The 20,928-nt window shown below is 37.0% G+C and carries 27 protein-coding genes; 6 read left to right on the forward strand and 21 right to left on the reverse strand.

The features are described 5' to 3' along the window. The first annotated feature begins 106 nt into the window (after positions 1 to 106). From IGJ24_RS06740 to IGJ24_RS06750, 3 genes are read left to right on the forward strand one after another with little or no spacing between them, the layout of a single operon-like run. On the forward strand, positions 107 to 535 hold the full coding sequence (locus IGJ24_RS06740) for a MarR family winged helix-turn-helix transcriptional regulator (RefSeq protein WP_033594768.1): 429 nt from the start codon (positions 107 to 109) through the stop codon (positions 533 to 535). 10 nt (positions 536 to 545) lie between these two features. Continuing rightward, the gene (locus IGJ24_RS06745; protein WP_033594769.1) at positions 546 to 1,508 is read left to right on the forward strand and encodes a ring-cleaving dioxygenase; all 963 of its coding nucleotides are present in this window, start codon (positions 546 to 548) and stop codon (positions 1,506 to 1,508) included. A gap of 12 nt (positions 1,509 to 1,520) precedes the next feature. Then, on the forward strand, positions 1,521 to 2,123 hold the full coding sequence (locus tag IGJ24_RS06750) for an alpha/beta hydrolase (RefSeq protein WP_002361880.1): 603 nt from the start codon (positions 1,521 to 1,523) through the stop codon (positions 2,121 to 2,123). Between the two features lie 79 nt (positions 2,124 to 2,202). Here the strand turns inward: IGJ24_RS06750 and IGJ24_RS06755 are convergent, their stop codons facing one another. The 12 genes from IGJ24_RS06755 to IGJ24_RS06810 all read right to left on the reverse strand — a co-directional run bounded on the left by IGJ24_RS06755 (position 2,203) and on the right by IGJ24_RS06810 (position 11,300). Next, entirely contained in the window at positions 2,203 to 3,171 is a 969-nt protein-coding gene (locus IGJ24_RS06755) for an NADP-dependent oxidoreductase (RefSeq protein WP_002398751.1), read from the reverse strand. 113 nt (positions 3,172 to 3,284) lie between these two features. Continuing rightward, a complete protein-coding gene (locus tag IGJ24_RS06760) occupies positions 3,285 to 4,016 on the reverse strand; it encodes a hypothetical protein (protein WP_002398322.1) in 732 nt (243 codons plus the stop codon). Position 4,017: 1 nt separating this feature from the next. Then, on the reverse strand, positions 4,018 to 4,872 hold the full coding sequence (locus IGJ24_RS06765; protein ID WP_002409464.1) for an ATP-binding cassette domain-containing protein: 855 nt from the start codon (positions 4,870 to 4,872) through the stop codon (positions 4,018 to 4,020). Then, positions 4,869 to 5,237, reverse strand: coding sequence for a GntR family transcriptional regulator (locus IGJ24_RS06770; RefSeq protein WP_002357453.1), 369 nt, complete (start codon positions 5,235 to 5,237; stop codon positions 4,869 to 4,871). The genes IGJ24_RS06765 and IGJ24_RS06770 overlap by 4 nt, the downstream gene beginning before the upstream one ends. Before the next feature lie 148 nt (positions 5,238 to 5,385). After that, positions 5,386 to 5,835: a hypothetical protein gene (locus tag IGJ24_RS06775; protein WP_165481972.1), complete on the reverse strand. Its 450-nt coding sequence runs from the start codon at positions 5,833 to 5,835 to the stop codon at positions 5,386 to 5,388. A 114-nt stretch (positions 5,836 to 5,949) separates the two neighbouring features. Beyond that, a complete protein-coding gene (lepB, locus tag IGJ24_RS06780) occupies positions 5,950 to 6,504 on the reverse strand; it encodes a signal peptidase I (RefSeq protein WP_002382369.1) in 555 nt (184 codons plus the stop codon). Positions 6,505 to 6,522: 18 nt separating this feature from the next. Beyond that, positions 6,523 to 7,965, reverse strand: coding sequence for a S41 family peptidase (locus tag IGJ24_RS06785; protein WP_289865534.1), 1,443 nt, complete (start codon positions 7,963 to 7,965; stop codon positions 6,523 to 6,525). 87 nt (positions 7,966 to 8,052) lie between these two features. Continuing rightward, positions 8,053 to 8,271, reverse strand: coding sequence for a YozE family protein (locus IGJ24_RS06790; RefSeq protein ID WP_002357449.1), 219 nt, complete (start codon positions 8,269 to 8,271; stop codon positions 8,053 to 8,055). Positions 8,272 to 8,276: 5 nt separating this feature from the next. Further along, entirely contained in the window at positions 8,277 to 8,792 is a 516-nt protein-coding gene (gene msrA / locus IGJ24_RS06795; protein WP_289865533.1) for a peptide-methionine (S)-S-oxide reductase MsrA, read from the reverse strand. Between the two features lie 16 nt (positions 8,793 to 8,808). Further along, the gene (locus IGJ24_RS06800; protein ID WP_002377303.1) at positions 8,809 to 9,462 is read right to left on the reverse strand and encodes a YpmS family protein; all 654 of its coding nucleotides are present in this window, start codon (positions 9,460 to 9,462) and stop codon (positions 8,809 to 8,811) included. Next, positions 9,455 to 10,354 (reverse strand): SGNH/GDSL hydrolase family protein, encoded by a 900-nt coding sequence (locus tag IGJ24_RS06805; RefSeq protein WP_289865532.1) that lies wholly within the window; start codon positions 10,352 to 10,354, stop codon positions 9,455 to 9,457. The genes IGJ24_RS06800 and IGJ24_RS06805 overlap by 8 nt, the downstream gene beginning before the upstream one ends. Positions 10,355 to 10,457: 103 nt before the next feature. Beyond that, positions 10,458 to 11,300: a DegV family protein gene (locus tag IGJ24_RS06810; RefSeq protein WP_002357444.1), complete on the reverse strand. Its 843-nt coding sequence runs from the start codon at positions 11,298 to 11,300 to the stop codon at positions 10,458 to 10,460. 131 nt (positions 11,301 to 11,431) lie between these two features. On the opposite strand from IGJ24_RS06810, the gene trhA reads away from it, so the two are divergent. Together trhA and IGJ24_RS06820 are read left to right on the forward strand one after the other, a co-directional pair. Next, positions 11,432 to 12,085 carry a PAQR family membrane homeostasis protein TrhA gene (gene trhA / locus IGJ24_RS06815; RefSeq protein WP_002357443.1) on the forward strand — a complete coding sequence of 218 codons (654 nt, stop codon included), beginning with the start codon at positions 11,432 to 11,434 and terminating at the stop codon, positions 12,083 to 12,085. 193 nt (positions 12,086 to 12,278) lie between these two features. Then, the gene (locus IGJ24_RS06820; protein WP_002360203.1) at positions 12,279 to 12,476 is read left to right on the forward strand and encodes a hypothetical protein; all 198 of its coding nucleotides are present in this window, start codon (positions 12,279 to 12,281) and stop codon (positions 12,474 to 12,476) included. A gap of 105 nt (positions 12,477 to 12,581) precedes the next feature. On the opposite strand, the gene IGJ24_RS06825 is transcribed toward IGJ24_RS06820, so the two are convergent. From IGJ24_RS06825 to IGJ24_RS06865, 9 genes are all read right to left on the reverse strand, one after another. Further along, positions 12,582 to 13,094 (reverse strand): adenine phosphoribosyltransferase, encoded by a 513-nt coding sequence (locus IGJ24_RS06825; protein ID WP_002357441.1) that lies wholly within the window; start codon positions 13,092 to 13,094, stop codon positions 12,582 to 12,584. Positions 13,095 to 13,096: 2 nt separating this feature from the next. Next, on the reverse strand, positions 13,097 to 15,409 hold the full coding sequence (recJ, locus tag IGJ24_RS06830) for a single-stranded-DNA-specific exonuclease RecJ (RefSeq protein ID WP_289865531.1): 2,313 nt from the start codon (positions 15,407 to 15,409) through the stop codon (positions 13,097 to 13,099). Between the two features lie 154 nt (positions 15,410 to 15,563). Then, positions 15,564 to 16,031, reverse strand: coding sequence for a LapA family protein (locus tag IGJ24_RS06835; protein WP_002357439.1), 468 nt, complete (start codon positions 16,029 to 16,031; stop codon positions 15,564 to 15,566). A 16-nt stretch (positions 16,032 to 16,047) separates the two neighbouring features. Continuing rightward, positions 16,048 to 16,836, reverse strand: a complete 789-nt coding sequence (locus IGJ24_RS06840) for an SDR family NAD(P)-dependent oxidoreductase (protein WP_002364028.1) — start codon at positions 16,834 to 16,836, stop codon at positions 16,048 to 16,050. Continuing rightward, positions 16,837 to 17,778: a ribonuclease Z gene (gene rnz, locus IGJ24_RS06845; RefSeq protein WP_128437497.1), complete on the reverse strand. Its 942-nt coding sequence runs from the start codon at positions 17,776 to 17,778 to the stop codon at positions 16,837 to 16,839. It lies immediately after the preceding gene. A gap of 214 nt (positions 17,779 to 17,992) precedes the next feature. After that, positions 17,993 to 18,559, reverse strand: coding sequence for a hypothetical protein (locus IGJ24_RS06850; protein ID WP_002357436.1), 567 nt, complete (start codon positions 18,557 to 18,559; stop codon positions 17,993 to 17,995). Positions 18,560 to 18,679: 120 nt separating this feature from the next. Further along, entirely contained in the window at positions 18,680 to 18,925 is a 246-nt protein-coding gene (locus IGJ24_RS06855; RefSeq protein WP_002357435.1) for a KH domain-containing protein, read from the reverse strand. An 11-nt stretch (positions 18,926 to 18,936) separates the two neighbouring features. Further along, positions 18,937 to 19,212, reverse strand: a complete 276-nt coding sequence (gene rpsP, locus IGJ24_RS06860) for a 30S ribosomal protein S16 (protein ID WP_002357434.1) — start codon at positions 19,210 to 19,212, stop codon at positions 18,937 to 18,939. 146 nt (positions 19,213 to 19,358) lie between these two features. Further along, positions 19,359 to 20,162, reverse strand: a complete 804-nt coding sequence (locus IGJ24_RS06865) for a GNAT family N-acetyltransferase (RefSeq protein ID WP_164884912.1) — start codon at positions 20,160 to 20,162, stop codon at positions 19,359 to 19,361. 141 nt (positions 20,163 to 20,303) lie between these two features. On the opposite strand from IGJ24_RS06865, the gene IGJ24_RS06870 reads away from it, so the two are divergent. Next, positions 20,304 to 20,858 carry an NADPH-dependent FMN reductase gene (locus IGJ24_RS06870; RefSeq protein ID WP_002357432.1) on the forward strand — a complete coding sequence of 185 codons (555 nt, stop codon included), beginning with the start codon at positions 20,304 to 20,306 and terminating at the stop codon, positions 20,856 to 20,858. Positions 20,859 to 20,928 lie beyond the last annotated feature (70 nt).

Below are 20,928 nucleotides of genomic sequence, written 5' to 3' on the forward strand. Positions count from 1 at the left end.
CAAAAATTCACATTTTTTGCTGGCTGTCTTTTTAAGCATATTAATTGATTACTTACCAAAAGTAAGTTATATTTATCTCGAATTCGAAATAAAAAGAGGTGAAACAATGAGCCAACAGCAAGAAGCTTTAAAAGCCTATATCGGTTTATTAAGAACCAGCCATCAACTAGAGCAACTTGCCAAGCAAGATGTTACTTGTTATGACTTAAACATTACAGAATTTTCAGTATTAGAGCTGTTACTCCATAAAGGTCCTCAGACCATCCAAAAAATTAAGGAGAAAATTTTAATTGCTAGCAGTAGCACCACTTATGTTATTGACCAATTACATAAAAAAGGCTATGTAACGCGCACCCCCAGTGAAAAAGACCGACGCATTACTTACGTCGAATTAACAGAAGCTGGAAAAACATTAATTGAAGAAATTTTCCCGACGCATGCAAAGCGAATTGCAGAAGCATTTGAACAACTCTCTTCCGAAGAATTAACACTTCTTCAAAAAACTTTACGAAAAATAACAAATGAAACGAAATGAGGAAATAATGATGAAAAAAGAAGATCAATTATTAGGAATCCACCACGTTACAGCTATGACAAGTGATGCAGAAAAAAACTATCACTTCTTTACAGACGTTTTAGGGATGCGTTTAGTCAAAAAAACAGTGAATCAAGATGATATCTATACTTACCATACCTATTTTGCTGATGATTTGGGTACACCAGGTACAACCATGACCTTTTTCGATTTTCCCAATAACCCTAAAGGATTAAAAGGAACCAATACAATTTCAAGAACAGGGTTCCGGGTTCCTTCAGATGCAGCTTTGACTTATTATGAAAATCGCTTTAATAAATTTGCGGTCAAACACACAGGTATTTCTGAAGAATTTGGCAAAAAAGTCCTTCGCTTCTGGGATTTTGATGATCAAGCGTATCAATTAATCTCTGATGAATTAAATCAGGGCGTTGCAGCGGGCACCCCTTGGAAAAAAGGACCTGTTCCAACAGAATTTGCGATTTATGGCTTAGGACCTGTCGAAATAGCTATTTCCTATTTTCATGAATTCAAAGAAGTCTTTGAAGAAATTCTAGGCTTTCACCTAGTGGCACAAGAAGGCAATCGCTATTTACTAGAAGTTGGCCAAGGTGGCAATGGTGCCCAAGTCGTTTTGGTAGACGATGATACTAGCTCACAAGCGCAACAAGGATATGGTGAAGTACATCACGTTGCATTCCGCCTAGCGGATCGTAAATCACTTGGGACTTGGCAAGCGCTCTTTGATCATTTAGGCTTACAAAACTCTGGCTATGTCGATCGTTATTATTTTGAATCATTGTATGTTCGCATTGGGCATATTTTAGTCGAATTAGCCACCGATGAACCAGGATTTATGGGGGATGAACCTTACGAAACATTAGGAGAAAAGTTATCTCTTGCGCCATTTTTAGAAAACCGTCGTGAATATATTGAGAGCGTGATCAAGCCTTTCAATACAAAACGAGCCTAAGGAGGAAAAAACATGCATTCAATTTTTAAAAAAGGACATCCTGAAGCACCTGTCTTTGTGCTACTTCACGGTACAGGTGGTGATGAAACATCTCTCCTGCCAATTGCTCAAGAACTAAATAAACAAGCTACTGTGCTAAGTATTCGTGGTGATGTTTCAGAAAATGGAATGAATCGTTATTTTAAGCGCCTAGCGGAAGGTCATTATGACTTAGAAGATCTAGAAAAACGCGGCGAGGCGCTTCATAAGTTTATTCAACAAGCCGCTAACGAGCATCAATTTTCATTGGATAAAATTATTTTTATTGGCTATTCAAATGGGGCCAATATCGCTATTCAATTATTGCTTACTCATCCCGATAGTTACCATCAAGCTGTCCTCTATCATCCCATGTTTCCTGTTGAATTGACCAATCAACCAGACTTGACCGACACCTCTGTTTTATTATCTCTAGGAGAGCATGACCCGATTGTCCCACTTCCTGAGAGTATGCGTGTGATTCAATTATTTCAGAATCATGGAGCAACCGTACAAGAGGTTTGGACACAAAGTCATCAATTAACCTATCAAGAAATTAAGGAAACACAAACTTGGTTGGCACATCTGTCCTCTTAACAAAAAAGTGGGTCCTAAGTCGAAATGACTTAGGACCCACTTTTTCTATTTTAAGATAATTCACTGTCTGAGCTTCTTTTTATTCTGCCATTTGAACAACTATTTTACCAACTGCATGGTGCGTTTCACTGAGTGCATGTGCATCATAAATCCCTTGTCTAGAAAAAGGGAAAACTTCACCAATAATTGATTTAACTTTTCCAGCTGCCATCAAATCAGCAATTTTTTGTAATTGTTCTCCATTTGGTTGAAGCCAAATACTTTCAGCAGAAATATTTTTTTCGGCTGCCAATTGTTTATCTTCAATGCCCACAATTGAAACAAGACGACCTGTGTTTGGTTTTAAGACGTCAAAACTATTTTTTTGAACCTCACCACCCATTGTATCAAAAACCAAATCAACATCAGTTAATACCTCTGCAAAATTCGTTGTATGATAATCAATCACTTCATCTGCACCAATTTTTTTCAGTAAGGCATGATTTTTTGCGCTAGCGGTCGTGATGACATGTGCGCCCGCTTCTTTTGCTAGTTGAATCGCATAAGTACCGACCCCACCTGCACCAGCATGAATTAAAACAGTTTCTCCTTCTTTAAGGTGACCATGATCAAACAATGCTTGCCAAGCGGTTAAACCAGCCAACGGAACGGCAGCAGCTTCTTCAAAGCTAATTGTTTCAGGGATTTTTGCTAATAAATGATCATCCACAATCGTTACTTCTGCATAGGTACCAAAACGAGTAGTTTCAGGACGAGCAAAAACTTTATCGCCAACTTGCCAATCCGTTACTTGACTCCCCACCTCTGTAATCACACCAGCGACATCCCAACCAAGAATAATCGGAAAGGACCAATCAAACATCTGTTTTAAATATCCTTCACGCAATTTCCAATCAATCGGATTAATTGATGTCGCGTATTCTTTTACCAACACTTGATGTTCCGATAATTCTGGCAGTGTTACTTCTGCTTCTTCAAGTACCTCTTTACTTCCGTACTGATTAATCACAACAGCTTTCATAAACCAACTTCCTCTCATTTGTTTCATTTTTCACACTTTTAGTATACGCCTATTGCCTTCTTTTTATATAAGAATATGCTTTAGTTAAATTGAGAGAAAGTGTATTTATTATTAATCTCAATCTGTTTTAATTTAATTAGTTATGCATTTACGCGTTTAATTTCACGATGTTTATTCAATAAATAGGCCAAGCCAAGATTAATACCAACAAAGCAACTGATTGTCAGAAGAAGTGGCAGGACAGTAAAACCAGTGGATTGATAACCAACCATTGTTTGCAAGACATGGAGCATTCTCAGGCGCATTGGTGCCCCCCCTAATTGTGCAATCGTGCCCAGTAAAATAGGAATCATTAATAACAGCAATAAAACAATGAGTTTTTTTACGCCATCTATCCGATCATTAAAGACACCTGCTAACAAGCCAAGTGAGCCACTAAGCATTAGTAAGATAAAAAAGAGCAACCACGACATGAAAAAGTTTCCTTGCGCATAGACATCAATTAATTTCATTGATAATTGAAAATGAGAAATGAAATTGCCGCTAAATACTTTAATCAGTACAAGTACAGCCAAGGATCCAACCAAAGATAAAATAGCATTACTTACAAAATTCACCAAAAAAATCGTCCAGCGGGAAAGCCCGTTTTGAATAAACAGTTTAAAATCTGTGTTTACCCCTAAAAATGATAGTATCCCCATAAAAACCAGACAAGGAATTACTGCATCAGAGCTGACAGTATTCACGTCGTTAGAAAAGAGCAACCCAATAAGAGGAAAAAGAATGCCGAACAAAGCATAAAAGCCAAAATAAATTGCTAAGGAACGGACTTGATAAATAACACGATACTGCAAAGCTGTTTTAAATTTCATTTTACTTTTCCTTCTTTCTATTGGTTAATTGTACAAAATATGTTTGTAAATTTAGCGGCGCAATTTGAACCTCTGCTTTTTCAGTCGGCAAGTCGCCGTACACGTAAGCCGTAACTGCTCCACCTAAAGTGTCCATGCCTAAGATTTCCAATGACTGAGTATAGCGCTCTACTTGTTCTTTCGGCCCAGAAACAATGCGACCGTTTTTCAAAATTGTTTCAATAGATTCTGCGCGAATCAATTTTCCTTGATCAATGATGATAATATCTTCTAATAAATTCGCAATTTCTTCAATCAAATGGGTGGAAATCACAAACGTACGGGGACGTTCTTGGTATGTCTCAATTAAATAAGTATAAAATAATTCCCGATGATTGGCGTCTAAACCTAAGACTGGCTCATCTAAAAAAATATACTCACAGGGGACGGATAGCGCCACTATTAGTTTAGCAATACTCCGATAACCAGTTGATAATTTTTTGAATGTCTTTTTACTATCTAAACCAAAATCGCTTAACATTTGTTCGGCCAAAGACCAGTCAAAGGATCCATAAAAACCTTCAGTCGTTTTAAAAATATCTTTAATTTTTAACTGAGGAGGAAACAAATTATCTTCACTCATTAAGTAAATATGAGTCAAAGCAGCCTCATTATCGGTCACTGTTTCTCCCGCCAATTTAACGGAACCTGAAGTGGCAAAACTTCGATTATTTATGATATTTAATAACGTACTTTTACCAGCCCCGTTTCTGCCTAAGAGCCCATAAATCGTTTCTTTTTCAAAAGTAATTGAAATATTATCTAGTGCTTTTTTTTGATGATATTTTTTGCTTACTGATTCCACCCGCAAACTCATGCGTCATACCCTCTTTCAATTAGTTGTTTTAATTGTTCAGCTGTAATCCCTAATTTTTTAGCTTCTGCGACAACTTCTAAGACTTCTTTATTTAAAAATTCTTCTTTCCGTGCACTTCTTACTCTCTCTTGAGCGCCTGGTAAGACAAACATGCCAATCCCCCGTTTCTTTTCAATCAACTGTCGTTCTACTAATAAATTCATTCCTTTTAAAACGGTGGCTGGATTGATTTGGTAACTTTTTGATATTTCTGTGGTTGAGGGAATTTGTTCGCCTTCTAAGTAAGCGCCATTAAAAATTCCTTCGGCAATCTGATCGGCTACTTGCTGAAATAAAGGCTTTTCCCCCGAAAAATTAAATTCCATTTTTACACCTCGCTTAAACGGTTAACTACTTATGTAACTAACTATATATCTTAGAAATTCTTTTGTCAACAAAAAAACCATTGTTTCCAAAGAAATTTTTCTTTGAAAACAATGGCTATACTTTTGAGTTTATTGAATGGTTTCGTTCTTATAGGGTTCCATTGTGTAACAATTCATCGGTTGTTTCGTTGACAATTTTTAAGCGATTTTGTTTTTTGATCAAAATACTTTTATAGGTTGTTCCTGTAGCCTTTTCTTCCATCACAAGAATGCGTTTATACTCATTATCAGTGACTTGCTTAATCGTTGTTTGATTCAAGGACGGAATTTTTTCTTTTAGCGTTTTTTCTTCCGCCAGACCTTTTAAGATTTCTGATTCTGTAGTGGAACTTGTGGGTTTATTAGAATCGCTTGATACACCTTCGTTATTAGACGCACTTTCAGATGACTTGCGACTTGATTCGGTTACTTTAGGCTGTGATGATTCACTGGTATTAGTTGAATTCATTTGGGTTTGGGTTTGGTTTCCACATGCACCAATCAGTAATCCAACACCTAAGATAGAACTTGCTAAAATAGTTTTTCTAATCATTTGCATGACCTCCTACATCTATCATTACTTTAACCTTAACATTTTTCAGCTAAGAGAACAATTTTTCAGATTAGAAAAGACCACTAGTCGTTATTTAAATAAACGAACTAGTGGTCTTACTTATTTAGGAATGATCTTCATATGAGTGAGTGGGTAATAAACAAATTGTGCTTTCCCTAAGATTTGATCTGCATGTATTGCACCAAAAGAACGGCTGTCTTTGGACATACGGCGATTATCACCAAGCACAAAATAGCTATCTTTAGGTAATTTTTCTTGCATTAACAATTCTTTTGAATCAAAATTCGTAGTGTAAGGCATCGTTTCATGATCTTTTTTTCTGTTTTTAGTTAAATACGGTTCAGCGATTGGCTGATTATTGACATATAATTGATCGTTTTCGTAACGCACAGCTTCTCCTGGTAAACCAATCACACGTTTAATCAGAATCGATCCTGTGTCTGTTTTAAAGACCACCACATCAAACCGTTTAATTGCGGAGAATTTTTCCATCACAATCATATCTCCTTGATTCAAGGTTTTTTGCATGGAATGGCCATCCACCCGAACAGGAATCAGGAAAAATCCTCTTAAAATAAAAACGGCTACGATTGCTGGTACTAAAATTTTCAGAAAGTACATTAAATACCCAACATAATCACGTTTCTTCTTCAACTTCGTGCCACCTTTTTTCTAGTTTTTTTGAATTTCTTTGACTGCTTTATCGTAGGCAGCGTCATTTTCAAGAATTAATTTACCTAAAGTGGCTTCAATTTTTGTGGCTGTTTCATTGTCGATTTCTCCAGTTACAGGCAAGCCATTTTTCTGTTGAAGATCGCTAACCGCTGCTTTTGTTTCTGCGGTGTAGTTTGCATTGTTTTCATCAACAGGATACGCTAATACAGCTAAAATAGCATTTAAGTTCTGAATATCTTCAGATTGATCTCCTTCTTTTAGCGTTTTATCGCGAGGAATCAATTTTAAATAGGCATACTCGGGGTAATCAGCTTTGATGGTTGGTTCAATTCCTTTTTCGTTGATCCATTCGCCTTTTGGTGTTAACCATTTTAAAACAGTCAATTTTATTTCGGTTTGGTCATTTAAATCCTTCACCGTTTGGACCGTTCCTTTGCCAAATGTTTTCGTTCCAATTAATGGGACATTCGCAGATTCATGCAGTGCTGCAGCAAAAATTTCGGATGCACTGGCACTATTGCCATCAATGATAACTGCAACAGGTTCTTTTACTTTAAAGCCGTCGTCTAATTCTTTGGAAGCAACTTCTTTCATCGTACGACCTTTTTTGTCTTCAAATTGAACAATTGTTTCGCCATTTTTTAAAAACATACTGGCCATTCGCTCTGCTTGATCTAGCAGTCCACCAGGATTTTGGCGTACATCAATTACAAAGGATTTAGCTCCTTTGTCACGTAAATTCGTGATTGTTTCTTTCAATTCTTGATATGTTTTTTTACCAAAGGACGTAATTTTAATCGAGCCAATTTGTGCATCTTTTTTGTCTAACTCACCTGTCACTGTTTTAACGGGAATTTTCCCACGTTTGATTAAGATATTTTTAGTTTCTCCCTCTCTTTGGATAGTCAATTCAACGGAAGTTCCTTTTTTACCTCGGACTTTTGAGACGACTTCTGCTAGTTTCATCCCTTTTGTAGCTGTACCATCAACTTTTTCAATAATATCGCCTTCTTTGATTCCCGCTTTTTCAGCTGGGGAATCTGCTACAGGGGCCTCTGCTACAACTGGTTCGCCATCTTTCATTGTCATAGTGGCACCAATTCCTTCAAAATCACCAGATAAGCTTTCGTTTAAATCATTGGCAGCAGATTCATTTAGATAAGTTGAGTATGGGTCTCCAATGGCTTCAGACATGCCTTTTAAGGCGCCTTCAACTAATTCATTTTTATCTACTTCACCTACATAATTGGTACTAATTTCATTATATAAATCCTGCACTTTGCTTAAATCAGCATTGGTAATTGCCCCTTCTTGACTCATCTTTTTAACACGATGATCAAAATAAATATAACTACTTCCTCCAGCTAAAAATGCGACACAGAGGAGCGAAATAATATATTGATAAAAAGGAACAGTTCGTTTGTTCTTCATAGATTTCATCTCATTTCTAACAAATTCGTCACTACTTTTGTTTACTATAACATGAATGAAAAAAGAGGAAAAGCTTTGTTTGCTTTTCCTCTGGATTTATTTATTGTTTTCAAGGTACTTTTCCCATAACTCATCAAAGATGTCCATGTTGCTTAAATAGTCAGCATTCATTTCTAAATAAGAAGAAAGTTCATGATAATCCTCGGTTTGTTTTGGAAACTGAATATCTTTGGCCGCTTCATTGGCAAAATCAGTTTCAGGATCTTTAGCCGGACCTTTTAATGTCATTAAGTAATGGTAAAAGCTTCGTCTCATGTAAATTAATCACTCCATTTTTCTTCGATAAATTCACTTCTACGTTGATGGGACAATCCATAACGCAAAGCGTCTTTTTTATAAAAGTCTTGATGGTATTCTTCACCAGGATAAAATGGTGCTGCTGGTTCGATGGTAGTAACAATTGGTTCTGTAAAACGACCGCTATTAGCTAGACGTTCTTTACTTTTCTCAGCAATTTCTTTTTGTTCTTGAGAACGATAAAAAATAACTGGCCGATAATTATCGCCGCGGTCTTGAAACTGACCGAAAGCATCAGTAGGATCCGTTTGTTGCCAATAAATATCCACTAATTGTTCGTAAGAAATAATCGCTGGATCAAAAGTGATTTCTACTGCTTCCGTATGGCCTGTTGTGTGTGTTAGAACCTGTTCATATGTTGGATTAGGCACATGCCCACCTGTATAACCCGAAACAACTGAGATAATCCCTGGTTGTGTATCAAAAGGCTGCACCATACACCAGAAACAACCGCCTGCAAAAATTGCTTTTTCTTCCATCTCTAACACTCCTTTTTTATTTCTCTTTTGGCAAGTATATATTCATCCGAATGTCATCGTCAACTAAATTAATCTTTTCTGCTCGAACAAATAGACCATTTTGCATTCTAAACTGATCTAAACGTAATAAAACAGTTTGATCATCTGGATTGATTTCAACCCATTTAGGTAGTTTGTAAGAACGTTTAGCAAATTTCAATACTTCTTTAATTGGCAAGCCTAACGTTCCTATAGATAAACTTTTTGCTTTTAATTGTACATTACCATTCGCCATCACGTAAGGATCAAAATATAAGTAAAAAGGAATGTCATGCCCCAACACCTGAAATGTTCCATTTAATAAAGCATCATTTTCTAAATAAAATTTATATTTGATCTCCGAACCTTTTTGAAAGTCGGCTAAATAAAAGTCAATCAGTTTGTTCACTTGTTGTTTTTTTGACTGAATGGTGACGACTGGCTCGCCTTCTTTTTCAACAATTGCTGGTATTTTCTTTAAATCTGGTTCGCGAACTTGTGTTGCTCGAAATGTCACGAAAGCTACACTACCAATGACTAAACCCACTAGAACAAGAAAAGCGATTTTCCAGGGATTTCGTTTAGGATTGGTTGGTTGTGTCTTTTTAATTGATTTACTTGTTTTTGGCTTTTCTTCATTCATTTTATTCACTACCTTCTGATTTTGTTATCCATTCTTTCTCTGTCTTGACCATTTCATCCCGGACAGCTCCGGCCATAATTTGGTAGCCAAGATTATTTGGATGGAAGCGATCTTCTTCATATAACAAATTGTTTAAATCCTCTTTGCTAGCACTACTTCCTGTAGTTTCTGAGTCGCCACCAGTTACGCCAACTTCATCGCCACGACCTTTATAGAGTAAATCATTGATAGGAATGAAATAGGCTCGTTTTTGCTCTTGAACCATTTCTTCGGTTGCTTGATTCCAGCTATCAACGATTTCTTGCATTTCTGTAATTTCGGAAAAGTTTAAGTAGAAGGGATTGTAAATTCCTAAGACATAAATAGGGGCCTTCTCGTTGTACTCTCGGATTTCTTCAAGTAGTCGTCTTACTCGGCGTTGATAGGCTTTTTGTGGACGATTGAACGAGCTGACTTTCAAGTCGAAAATATTACTACTAATTACTTTCATTAAGTCATTTCCGCCAACCGTTAGCGTAATCACGTCCGCAGAGGCAAGGCCCTTTTGAATTTCAGGTTTCTCTTTGATTCGTTTTAAAATTTGATCACTACGATCCCCATTTTTCCCAAAATTGTCTGTTTGAACACCGTTCAAGTTGTAGTGTTCTTTTAAATCATCTGCCACAATAGGAACAAAGCCTCCACTATTCGTCAAATCCCCAATTCCTTCAGTTAAAGAATCACCGATTGCTGTATAATGAATGACTTCTTTTTGATTTTTTTGAGCAGTTGTGGTCACTTTCTCTTGCTTTAATAGTGGTTTTGCTTTGGGGATGGCCACACTTAACAATGTAAAAACACCTAGCGCAATGAGGATAGGTGTTAAGACGGTCAGCAAAATATGCTGTGTTTGTTTTTTCATCTTCGTCACTTCCTTTTAAATAAACTAACAAGAAATTTTCCTTTTCTTGTTAGAAAGAGGTTGCGTCTACTCATTTAAGAGTGAGACCCAACCTCGTTATTTCTTAGTCTGTATAGTACATAATAGCAAAGGCATTTTTTCCTGTATGTGTTGCAATGACTGGATTCGTATGTAATACGGGAATATCCATGTCTTTAAAGATTGCTTGTAATCCTTCTTTGAATCCATTTGCTAGTTCTAGCCCATCCGCATGAGAAATGCCAATTTGTCGAACATTTGGAATCTTACTTAATTCTGATTTCAATTCGTCAAACCATTTATTAAACGTTTTAACGCCTCGGCCTTTCGCTACAGGAATCAATTCCGTATTTTCAAAGTCCATGACAACTTTCATATTAAAAATGTTTGATAATAATCCTGTTGTACGGCTGATTCGTCCACCTTTAACCAAATTATCTAATGTTGAAATGCCAATGTATAATTTAGTATTTTGTTTGACGCGTTCAATTTCAGCTAAAATTTCTGGAACACCCGCTCCCGCTTGTGCCAATTTTGCTGCTTGAATGACTTGGAAAGACAAACCTTGGTCTGTAAAATCGCTATCAATCACCGTTACTTTACTTGATGATAAGTTGCTAGCTTGACGGGCCGCTTCAACCGTTCCACTTAAGCCTTTTGTCATGTGAATCGAAATTACTTCACTGCCATCTTCACCTAAGCGATCATATAATTCTACAAATTCACCAATTGGTGGTTGACTGGTTTTGGGTAAGGCCTTCGCATTAGCCATCATGTCCATAAATTTTTCGCCTGGCAAATGATCATCATCTGGATAAACAACGCCATCAACCATAATTGATAAAGGCATCATATGGATATTTAATTCATCTCTAAGACTTTTTTCCATCGTACATGAAGAATCCGTTACGATTTTAACGTTTGTCATAAATTTATCACTCTTTCTTTAAAAGGAACCTGTTTTCATGGTAGAATACCATTAAACGGTTAATTATCTAGTTATAGTATAACAGACACTGCCGAATTTTTCATCAAATTAAAATAAAGGAAGTGAATTTATTGGAAAAAACGCATTTCTCAAAAAAATACCTAATCGTGAACGAAGTCTTAAATGCAGTTACACATGGCATAGGCGCAGGTTTAAGTATTGCTGGCTTAGTCATTTTACTTGTTAAAGGAGCTCGTTTAGGTTCACCAATTCACGTGGTATCTTATGCTATTTATGGCTCCATGTTGATTCTACTTTTTTTATCTTCAACGTTATTTCATAGTTTAATTTTTACAAGAGCCAAAAAGGTCTTTCAGGTCTTCGATCATAGTTCTATTTTCTTATTGATTGCTGGCAGCTATACGCCTTTTTGCTTAATTAGTATTGGCGGTTGGTTAGGTTGGACCTTATTTAGTTTAGTCTGGTTAATCGCCATCGTCGGTATTGTCTATAAATCCCTCACGTTGCATAAACAAGAAACAGTGAAAAACATTTCAACGATTATTTATATTGTTTTAGGTTGGCTCTGTATCATCGCTGCTCGTCCGTTATATGAATCTCTTGGATTTACAGGAACAGCGTTATTGGTCGCAGGAGGCGTGTCTTACACATTAGGTGCAGCCTTCTATTCATTGAAAAATGTGCGGTTTATGCATGTAGTTTGGCATTTGTTCGTCATGCTTGCAGCGATCCTCATGTATTTTTCTGTTCTCTTTTATACGTAACCACAGCACAATAAGAACACGATGCTCAAAGCATCGTGTTCTTTTATTGCCCTAAATCTCTTTATTATAAAGGATTATTCTTCTTTTCGAATTATTTTAACATAAATTAGTAGAAAAGACTTTACAAAACGAACATACATTCGTATAATAACAATACGAACACTCGTTCGAATCAAATGAAGAGGTGATACACATGGAAGCAATTCGTCGTGTTGGATTTTTATTTTTTGTATTGGTTATAGGTATTTTTTTGGGAACATTAGGATTACGTCTTGCTTTTATGATCGTGACGCCGTTATTTATTCTTTGGTTTATGTCATGGGATGAGAAGCGTTATACACGTACACGTAAACAACAGCAAGCAAGATACGTTTATCGTAAGTTCCCTTAATAAATAATAAAACGGTGTGTTCCCCCCAAGCTACGCTCCGTTTTTATAAATATGTCAAAGAAAGAGCGAAGGATTAAATCCTTCGCTCTTTCTAATTAAATTAGATTAGTATTCCATTAAGGTAACAATATCGTAGCCATCAATTTTATCGCGGCCATGTAAATCCATTAATTCAATTAGGAACGCACAACCAACCACAATACCACCTAATTGTTCGACTAATTCGATGGTTGCTTTAATTGTACCACCAGTTGCTAACAAGTCATCACAAATCAAAACACGTTGACCTGGTGTGATGGCATCTTTGTGCAACGTCAATGTATCTGAACCATATTCTAAGTCATAAGTCACTTCGATGGTTTCACGAGGAAGTTTTCCTTTTTTACGAACCGGAGCAAAGCCAACCCCTAATTCATAAGCCACTGGACAGCCAACAATAAAGCCACGAGCTTCCGGTCCTACAACCATATCAATTCTTTTTTCTTTCGCGTAATCCACGATTTGTTTCGTTGCTTCACGGTATGCATCCCCATTAGCCATTAATGGAGAAATGTCACGGAACACGATCCCTTTCTCAGGATAATCTGGAATGCTTGCAATGTAATCTCTTAAATCCATTTTTATTTGTCCTCCTCATTCCACAGCCATTGTTGTATTGTTTGACAATCACTGTAAAGTAGAAATTCTTCTGTTTTTATTTTTTTCAATCGTTGTTGGTACACTTGACTTTCAGTCAATGGTCGATTGTCGGGTTTCTCAATACTGTTTAAAACACCGCTTTCTATTGTAACAAATCCTAAGTCAAAAAACACCTGTATCATGAAAATTAATAATTTTTCTTGGATATTTAAGTAATTTGCCACCTTCGATAGCTGGGAACGTAGATTTACTTCTTTTTGCTGCAAAATAAATTTATACAATGTTGCAAATTGTTCACGTGAAGCCATACCGTTTAAATAAGCTTCTTCTGGTGAAATAAACATCATGTATATACGTTGTACCTCAGTCGCTTCAACAATTTCTTTAACCGTGATTGCTTCCACAGGACAGTCGACAAAAACCAGTTGTTCGATTTGATTTTGAGAAACAGCTTCCACCAATTCTTCTTGGTTTGACCAAACAATAATATTAGCGGTTGGATCTGAAATGAATTTTTGATTTTTTTCATCAAACAAAAGATAAGCTGTTGCTTCTGAAGGAATTGGTTTCGTTTGATTATTTTTGCCACGAAAATCAAATAATTGTCTTCCCGATACAGCAAAATCAGTCACCATTAATTGTGGTTTCTTACGACCATTCCATTCATTGATGGAAAGTTGGCCTGCCACATCGGCGGTTCCTTGTGCTAGTTCATCCGCTTGAGGCCCCATTTGAAAAGCAATTGCATCCAATTGTGCCCCTTCTTGATTCATTTGAAATTTCAGATGTGCATTATCTGCACCAATTTGCCGAATTTGCGTAGGCGTGATTTCCTTAAATACAAAAGTTGGCACAGTATTATCAGTCCCAAAAGGCGCCAAAATACGCAATTGATCAATAAAAGTAGTCGTTGCCTGCGAAACCGCTAAGCTCTCACTAATGAGCAACTCTTGTCCATTAGCCATATCAATTTGATTTTTTTCAATAAAGTGTGCCAAATGTTCTTGAACAAAAGGAATATTTTCAACAGGTAAAGTCATTCCCGCTGCCATATGATGCCCACCAAAATGAGTGAATTGCTCACGCACTTCGTTCAACGCCTCATAGAGATTCAATGCGCTAATGCTACGTCCAGAGCCTTTAGCGGTCGTACCAGATTCATCTATTGCTAAAATAATGGTTGGTTTCCCCGTTTCTTGCATAATACGGCCCGCGACAATCCCTAAGACGCCTTCATGCCAGCCTTGTTTCGCTAAAATGTGGACCGGCGCATTCGGATCGATTAAATCCAGCGCTTCTTTAGCAATCGTCGTTACAATGTCTTTTCGTTCATTGTTTTGTTGATCGATATATTTAGCGATTTCCAGTGCTTGCTCTTCATCAAATGTAGTCATCAATTCAACACCTGGTGCGGCTTCCCCTAATCGACCTAACGCATTTAAACGGGGTCCGATGGTAAAGCCAATTGATTCTTCTGAAACAGCTTCCTTTTTCACACCCGCTTCTTGTAGTAAAACGTCTAAACCAATTCGATCACCAGTTTGAATCATTTGCAGGCCCATTTTGACAAACGTTCTATTTTCATCGGTTAATGAAACCAAGTCAGCAATTGTCCCAATTGCTACCAAATCTAATAACTCAATTGGCAATTCACCAAGTAACGCAGTAGCGACTTTGAAAGCCACGCCAACACCAGCTAAATCTCCAAAAGGATAGTCACCTTGCGGATGTCTAGGGTGGACAATCGCAAAGGCTTCTGGTAATTGTTCAGGCAATTCATGATGGTCAGTAACGATTACATCTACTCCTTGTGCCATAGCGTAGTTAATTGCTTCATGTCCGGCTACACCATTATCAACGGTTACAATTAATTGGACTCCTTGTTCAATTTGTTCAGCAAATACGTCTTTATTAGGTCCATATCCATGAACAAAACGATTCGGTAGAAAGTACTGAACCATGCCACCGACTAATTCGATTGCTTCTTTCATAACCGTGGTACTAGTGATACCATCTGCATCATAATCCCCATAGACAAGGATTTGTTCACCCGCTTCGACGGCTTGCTGGATGCGGGCTACCGCTTTCTCCATATCATGCATTAAGAACGGATCATAAATATCTTCGATAGTCGGATGTAGAAACTTACGTAATGCTTCTTCTGTCCGGATATTGCGGTGCCATAAAAGTTGGCCAATTAATGGATTAATTTGTTCTTTTTTTAATTGTTCTATAAATTCTACAGGTAATTCTGTCTTTGTCTGTAACTGCCATTGATAGTTTGATTTTTTCACGACGTCACTCCTAACCAAGTAATTATAGCAAAATTTTTCCAAAAACTAAAGAAAGCATTTTTTTAAATCTGAGAAAAAAACTGTGATATCTGTTAGATAAATAGCAGATATCACAGTTTTATTTTAAAAGAAACTTAGCGATAAAGTCTCTTCCTTATTTTTGTTCCTCTTCATTCACACGAGGTTTCACATAACGATCAATACGACTACCTGACACAGGCGTTGCGTCTACTTCTGTGTTTGATGTTTGTTCGTTGACCACTGGTTCTGCGACTTGTGGTGCTGCCGCTTGTTTGGCTTGCAAATCAGCCAATTGATTATCAAAAGAACGTTGAACTTTTTCCGTTTCTTCTTTGACTAATTTATCCATATCATTTTTATAAATATCCAACTCTTTTTGTACAGCTTTTAATTCCTTACGTTGGTTCCAAATGGTGGTTGTGGAGGTTAGTAACCCAACTAGTGCGCCAATAATTGCAGAACCTAAAATAATTAAGATTAACGGTCCACTAATTTTAGTAAAACCAAAGTTTACTGGAACAGCTTGATTATTTAAAACAGCAAAAATAACAACAATTAAGACCAACACAAGGCCCAAAATAACACGCCATTGATTTTTCATGACTTGATCGACTCCTTTATTTTTTATTTAAAATATTTCCCGCTATGAAATCTCCTAAATGTGGAAACAATGTATAAAAGCGGGCAGCTGCTTCCATGACAAACGGACGATTAATCTCACGTCGAGAAGTCCCCATACTCCCAACCACTTCTTTCGCTAATTTCGTAGGGTCTAAAACAATTTTATCCACCGCAGCTAGATAAGTGCCTGTCGGGTCCGCTTTATCAAAGAATTCTGTTTGGATTGGTCCTGGATTGACAGTCGTTACTGCTACACCCAACGGTTTCAATTCTAAACGTAAAGCATTTGAAAAACCTAACACAGCAAATTTCGTTGCAGAATAAACGGTTGATTTAGCTGTAGCCATCTTCCCAGCCATTGAAGCAACGTTGATAATATGTCCTTGCCCAGCTTCAATCATTTTAATAGCTACTTTTTGAGTAAACGTCATCATTCCTAAAACGTTGACATCAAACATTTGGCGTGCAACAGCCAAGTCAATCTCAACAAAATTTTCAAACAAGCCAAAACCAGCATTGTTGACTAAAACATCTATAGGACCAACTTCTGCTGAAATAGCTTCAACCACACGTTCAACGCTTTCTGGATCGGCAATATCTAATTGATAAGAAAATGCTTCTCGTCCGCTCAAAGCAGCACACTGCTCGCGAACTTTACCAATCAAATTAATTCTGCGGGCGCAGACAACGACGACCGCCCCTTGTTTAGCTGCTTCATAACAAATTTGTTCACCTAAACCAGCTGAACCTCCAGTTACGACAACGACTTTATTTGTTAAATCCATCTAAGCTCCTCCTTCATTGGCAAATGGAATCTCAATGATATCCATATCTTTTACGATTTTTGTATTGGGGAAAATTTCTTGGGCTTCTTCTTGAAGCTGATAGGCCTCTTTGGTTAAATAACGGGCACTAATATGCGTTAAGATAAGTTGTTTTACTTGCGCTTCTTTTGCAACTTCAGCTGCTTGTTGACTGGTTGAGTGGAAGTAGGCTTTTGCCATTTTTGCTTCGTGTTTATTAAACGTACTTTCATGGACTAAAACATCCGCTCGTCGTGCTAAGGTTACACTATTTTTAGTTTTGCGAGTGTCTCCTAAAATCGTCACGATTCGTCCAGGTTTACGCTCTCCCACAAACGCTTGTCCATTAATTTCCTGTCCATCAAAAACAATCGTTTCACCACGTTTGAGTTTGCCATACAATGGCCCAGAAGGAATCCCTAAAGCTTGAAGTTTCTCTACTTGTAATTCTCCTTCATGCGCTGCTTCCTCAATTCGATAGCCAAAGCTCGTGATGCCATGGTCCAAGATATTACAGCGAACAGTGAATTGTTTATCTTTAAAAATAACGTCATTTTCTTTCGTTAATTCAATTAATTTCAGTGGATAGGACAACCGCGATTGCGAGACCCGTAAAGAAGTCTTGACAAAATCAGCAATCCCAACTGGTCCATAGATTTCTAAAGGTTCTGTCCCGCCCTGAAAAGAACGACTACTTAACAAACCAGGTAAACCAAAAATATGATCCCCATGTAAATGTGTAATAAAAATCTTTTCAATTTTTCTTGGGCGAATACTACTTTTTAAAATTTGCAATTGAGTCCCTTCCCCACAATCGAAGAGCCAAACTGCATTTCGTTCATCTAATAATTTCAACGCAATCCCTGTGACATTGCGATGTTTTGCTGGCACACCAGCGCCTGTTCCTAAAAATTGTATTTCCATCTGCTACCATACTTTCTTTTAAACTTCCTTTTTATTTTAGAAGAAGTTTGCTCCTTTAGCAAATAATAATTTATCTATTTTCTCAAAGTTTTCTTCTTAGTTTACCGTATTTTACGATAAAATAACAAAAAATTAGCAAACTACCATAAAAAACCGTGATTTCTTAGTATTTTAAAAGACTGTTTCCCTTTATTCAGAAAACAGTCTTTGATCCTTATTCTTCTTTCGATGTCGCTTCTTTGTGTTGTTCTTTTTTTGCTTGCCACGATTGTTTCGCTTCATTTGCAACTTCGTTCGCATCGTTAATTTCTTGTTGGACTTCCTCTAAATCAAGCCGCGTGATTTCGCCACCTAAGTCAAACATAACCAATTGGTTGAGCGGACGGTTGTCTTCTTCTTCTGCAATTAATAACAATCCCGTTTGTCCTTCATCAATCTTTTGAATCACATGTTCAAAAACCGTTTGTGCTTCTTGAATTTCTTTGGCGTCTTTGCTTGCACCATACATACTTCCAGCAAACCAGCCAAAAAGAATGCCCAGAGGACCACCTAATATGCCTACTAGCATCCCAATCATGCTATCTTTTGATGTATGATTGTTGCCTGTAAAATCGATAAAATCATTGATTTTAAATTGATGCTGGCCATCATTAACATGCGTAACAACCGCCATTTGCTCACCTTTAAGCTGTCTTTCTGCCTGCATCTTTTTTATTTCGGAAAATGCTTGGTACGATTTACTTTCAATATCAAAGTTCATAATGATAATTCGTTTTGCCATACAAATCGCTCCTTTATTCTGGATACATCTATTTTAGCAAGAAAGGCCTGTCTCTAGCAATGAAAACTTTTTGGTTATGTATAAAAAAAGAAGATAGCTAGGCTACCTCCTTGTTGCTGCTTATTTACCATCAAGAATATTTAAACGGACCTTTTTCGGACCATCGATACGTACACTATAAACAATTGTCCGAATTGCTTTTGCAACACGCCCTTGTTTACCAATGATACGTCCAATATCTTCTTTGGCCACAGTCAAATTATACTCGAGGAAATCAGTTGATTCCTCAATTTCTAATGAGACTGCTTCAGGTTGACTGACTAACGGACGGACAATAGTTAAAATTAACTCTTTCACATCTGCCATATTCAATCACCTTATTTCTTAACGTTTTTAGCTTCATGATGTTTTTTCATAACGCCTTCTTTTGAAAGGATGTTACGAACTGTATCAGAAGGTTGCGCACCTTTAGATAACCAATCTAAAACTAAATCTTCTTTTAAAACTACTTCTGCAGGGTCTTTCAAAGGGTTGTAAGTACCTACAGTTTCGATGAAACGTCCATCACGAGGAGAACGAGAATCAGCTACTACAATACGGTAAAAAGGACTCTTTTTAGAACCCATACGTTTTAAACGAATTTTAACTGCCATTATTAAATACACCTCCATTAACTTAATCACAAGAGTTAGTTTAACAGATTAACAACAACCTGTAAAGAGTTTTTTCTTGACACCTTTACTTTTTTTCAATTTTTTTAGCCAATTTGCAGGAAAACAAACGAAATAATGAAGAATTTTTACAAAATTTGATAATAGTTGTACTGGTTTCTCACTTGAAAGCCTTCTGTTTGATAGAGATGAAGCGCTGCTTGATTTTCTGTTTCAACTTCTAAAAAAATAGTCGCTGAAGCTGAATTGTCTAAAATCATTCGGAGCGCGGACTGTAACACTTGACGGCCAAGACCGCGACCTCGTTGCGTTTTTGTCACAACAAAGCCATAAATCCCCCATTCGTTTTCAAAATGATCCAAACGTAGCGTGGCTAAAAGTTGATTGTTTTCTTTATAAATAAGTGTTCGTTGAAGGTCCTCCGGCAAAGGCGTACCTTCGAGTAACCTAGCCAAGGAATGCAAATCAGCCACTTGTGGTCGGAGAAGTGTCAGCTTCGCCAACGCCTGTGAGTAAGTTTCTCTTTGAAAAACCAGATACTGTTCTGAAAAAGCTGGCACAATTCCTTGTCTATTAAAATAATTCAGGCCAACAGATTGCTTGTCGTCCATCACGAGAAAGACTTCTTTCATTCCCCACAAAGCTGCTTGCTTTTCGAGTTCTTGAACAAGTTCTTCAAAAAATGGCCCTACATTTGGCGCAACAATCGTCGCTTCCAAGGTTTCCCCATCAAAACAATACCCTACGATATATGCTTGAATGGTTTGTTCCTTCCTGTATAAACCATAATAAGTATAAGCTGATTCCTCAGGAAATGTTTGTTCCAATTTATAAAAAGTTTCTTGTTTAATCATTTCCTTGTTTCTTAATTCAGTCAATGTTTGTTTCTCCGACGGTGTTAATTGTCGGCGCCAATTTATTTTTTTATTCAAGCAGTTGCTCCTTTACTCATCCTTTTACTAGCTATTATACGTGAAGTTACGAAGTTCAACAATGTACAAGGATAAAACGTTTGCGCTTTTTTCGAAAAAGTACTATCATAAAGTAAGTAAAAGAAAAATGGAGGGATTTACATGACAAAAAAAATTGGTATTTTTGTAGGGAGTTTAAGAAAAGATTCATTTAACAAATTGGTAGCAAAAACAATGGCGGACTTATTTCCAGCTGATTTCGAACCTGTTTTTATTAACATTGGTGATTTAGAATTATACAATCAAGATTTGGATGATGAAGGAACCCCCACCGAAGCTTGGACAACATTCCGTGAAGAAGTCAAACAAGTAGATGGTGTGATGTTTGTAACACCAGAATATAACCGTTCAGTACCAGCTGTTTTAAAAAATGCATTGGATGTCGGTTCACGTCCGTATGGCGAAAGCGTTTGGGATAAAAAACCCGGACTTGTGGTGAGTGTTTCACCAGGTGCAATTAGCGGATTTGGTGCAAACCATCATTTAAGACAATCATTAGTCTTCTTAAATGTTCCAACTTTACAACAACCTGAAGCCTATATTGGCGGCATTACGAACTTAATTGGTGAAGATGGTAAAATTATTGATGGCACTGTTGGTTTCTTACAATCAATTGTAGATGCTTACGTGGATTTCTTTAATCGCTTAACTGCCTAATTGAATCAATCGAGAAAAAATGAGGCAACTTTTAACAGGTTGTCTCTTTTTTTTATTTTTTGCTTGACCT

Source organism: Enterococcus sp. DIV0546, from assembly GCF_051712785.1.
GTDB classification, from domain to species: Bacteria; Bacillota; Bacilli; order Lactobacillales; family Enterococcaceae; genus Enterococcus; species Enterococcus faecalis.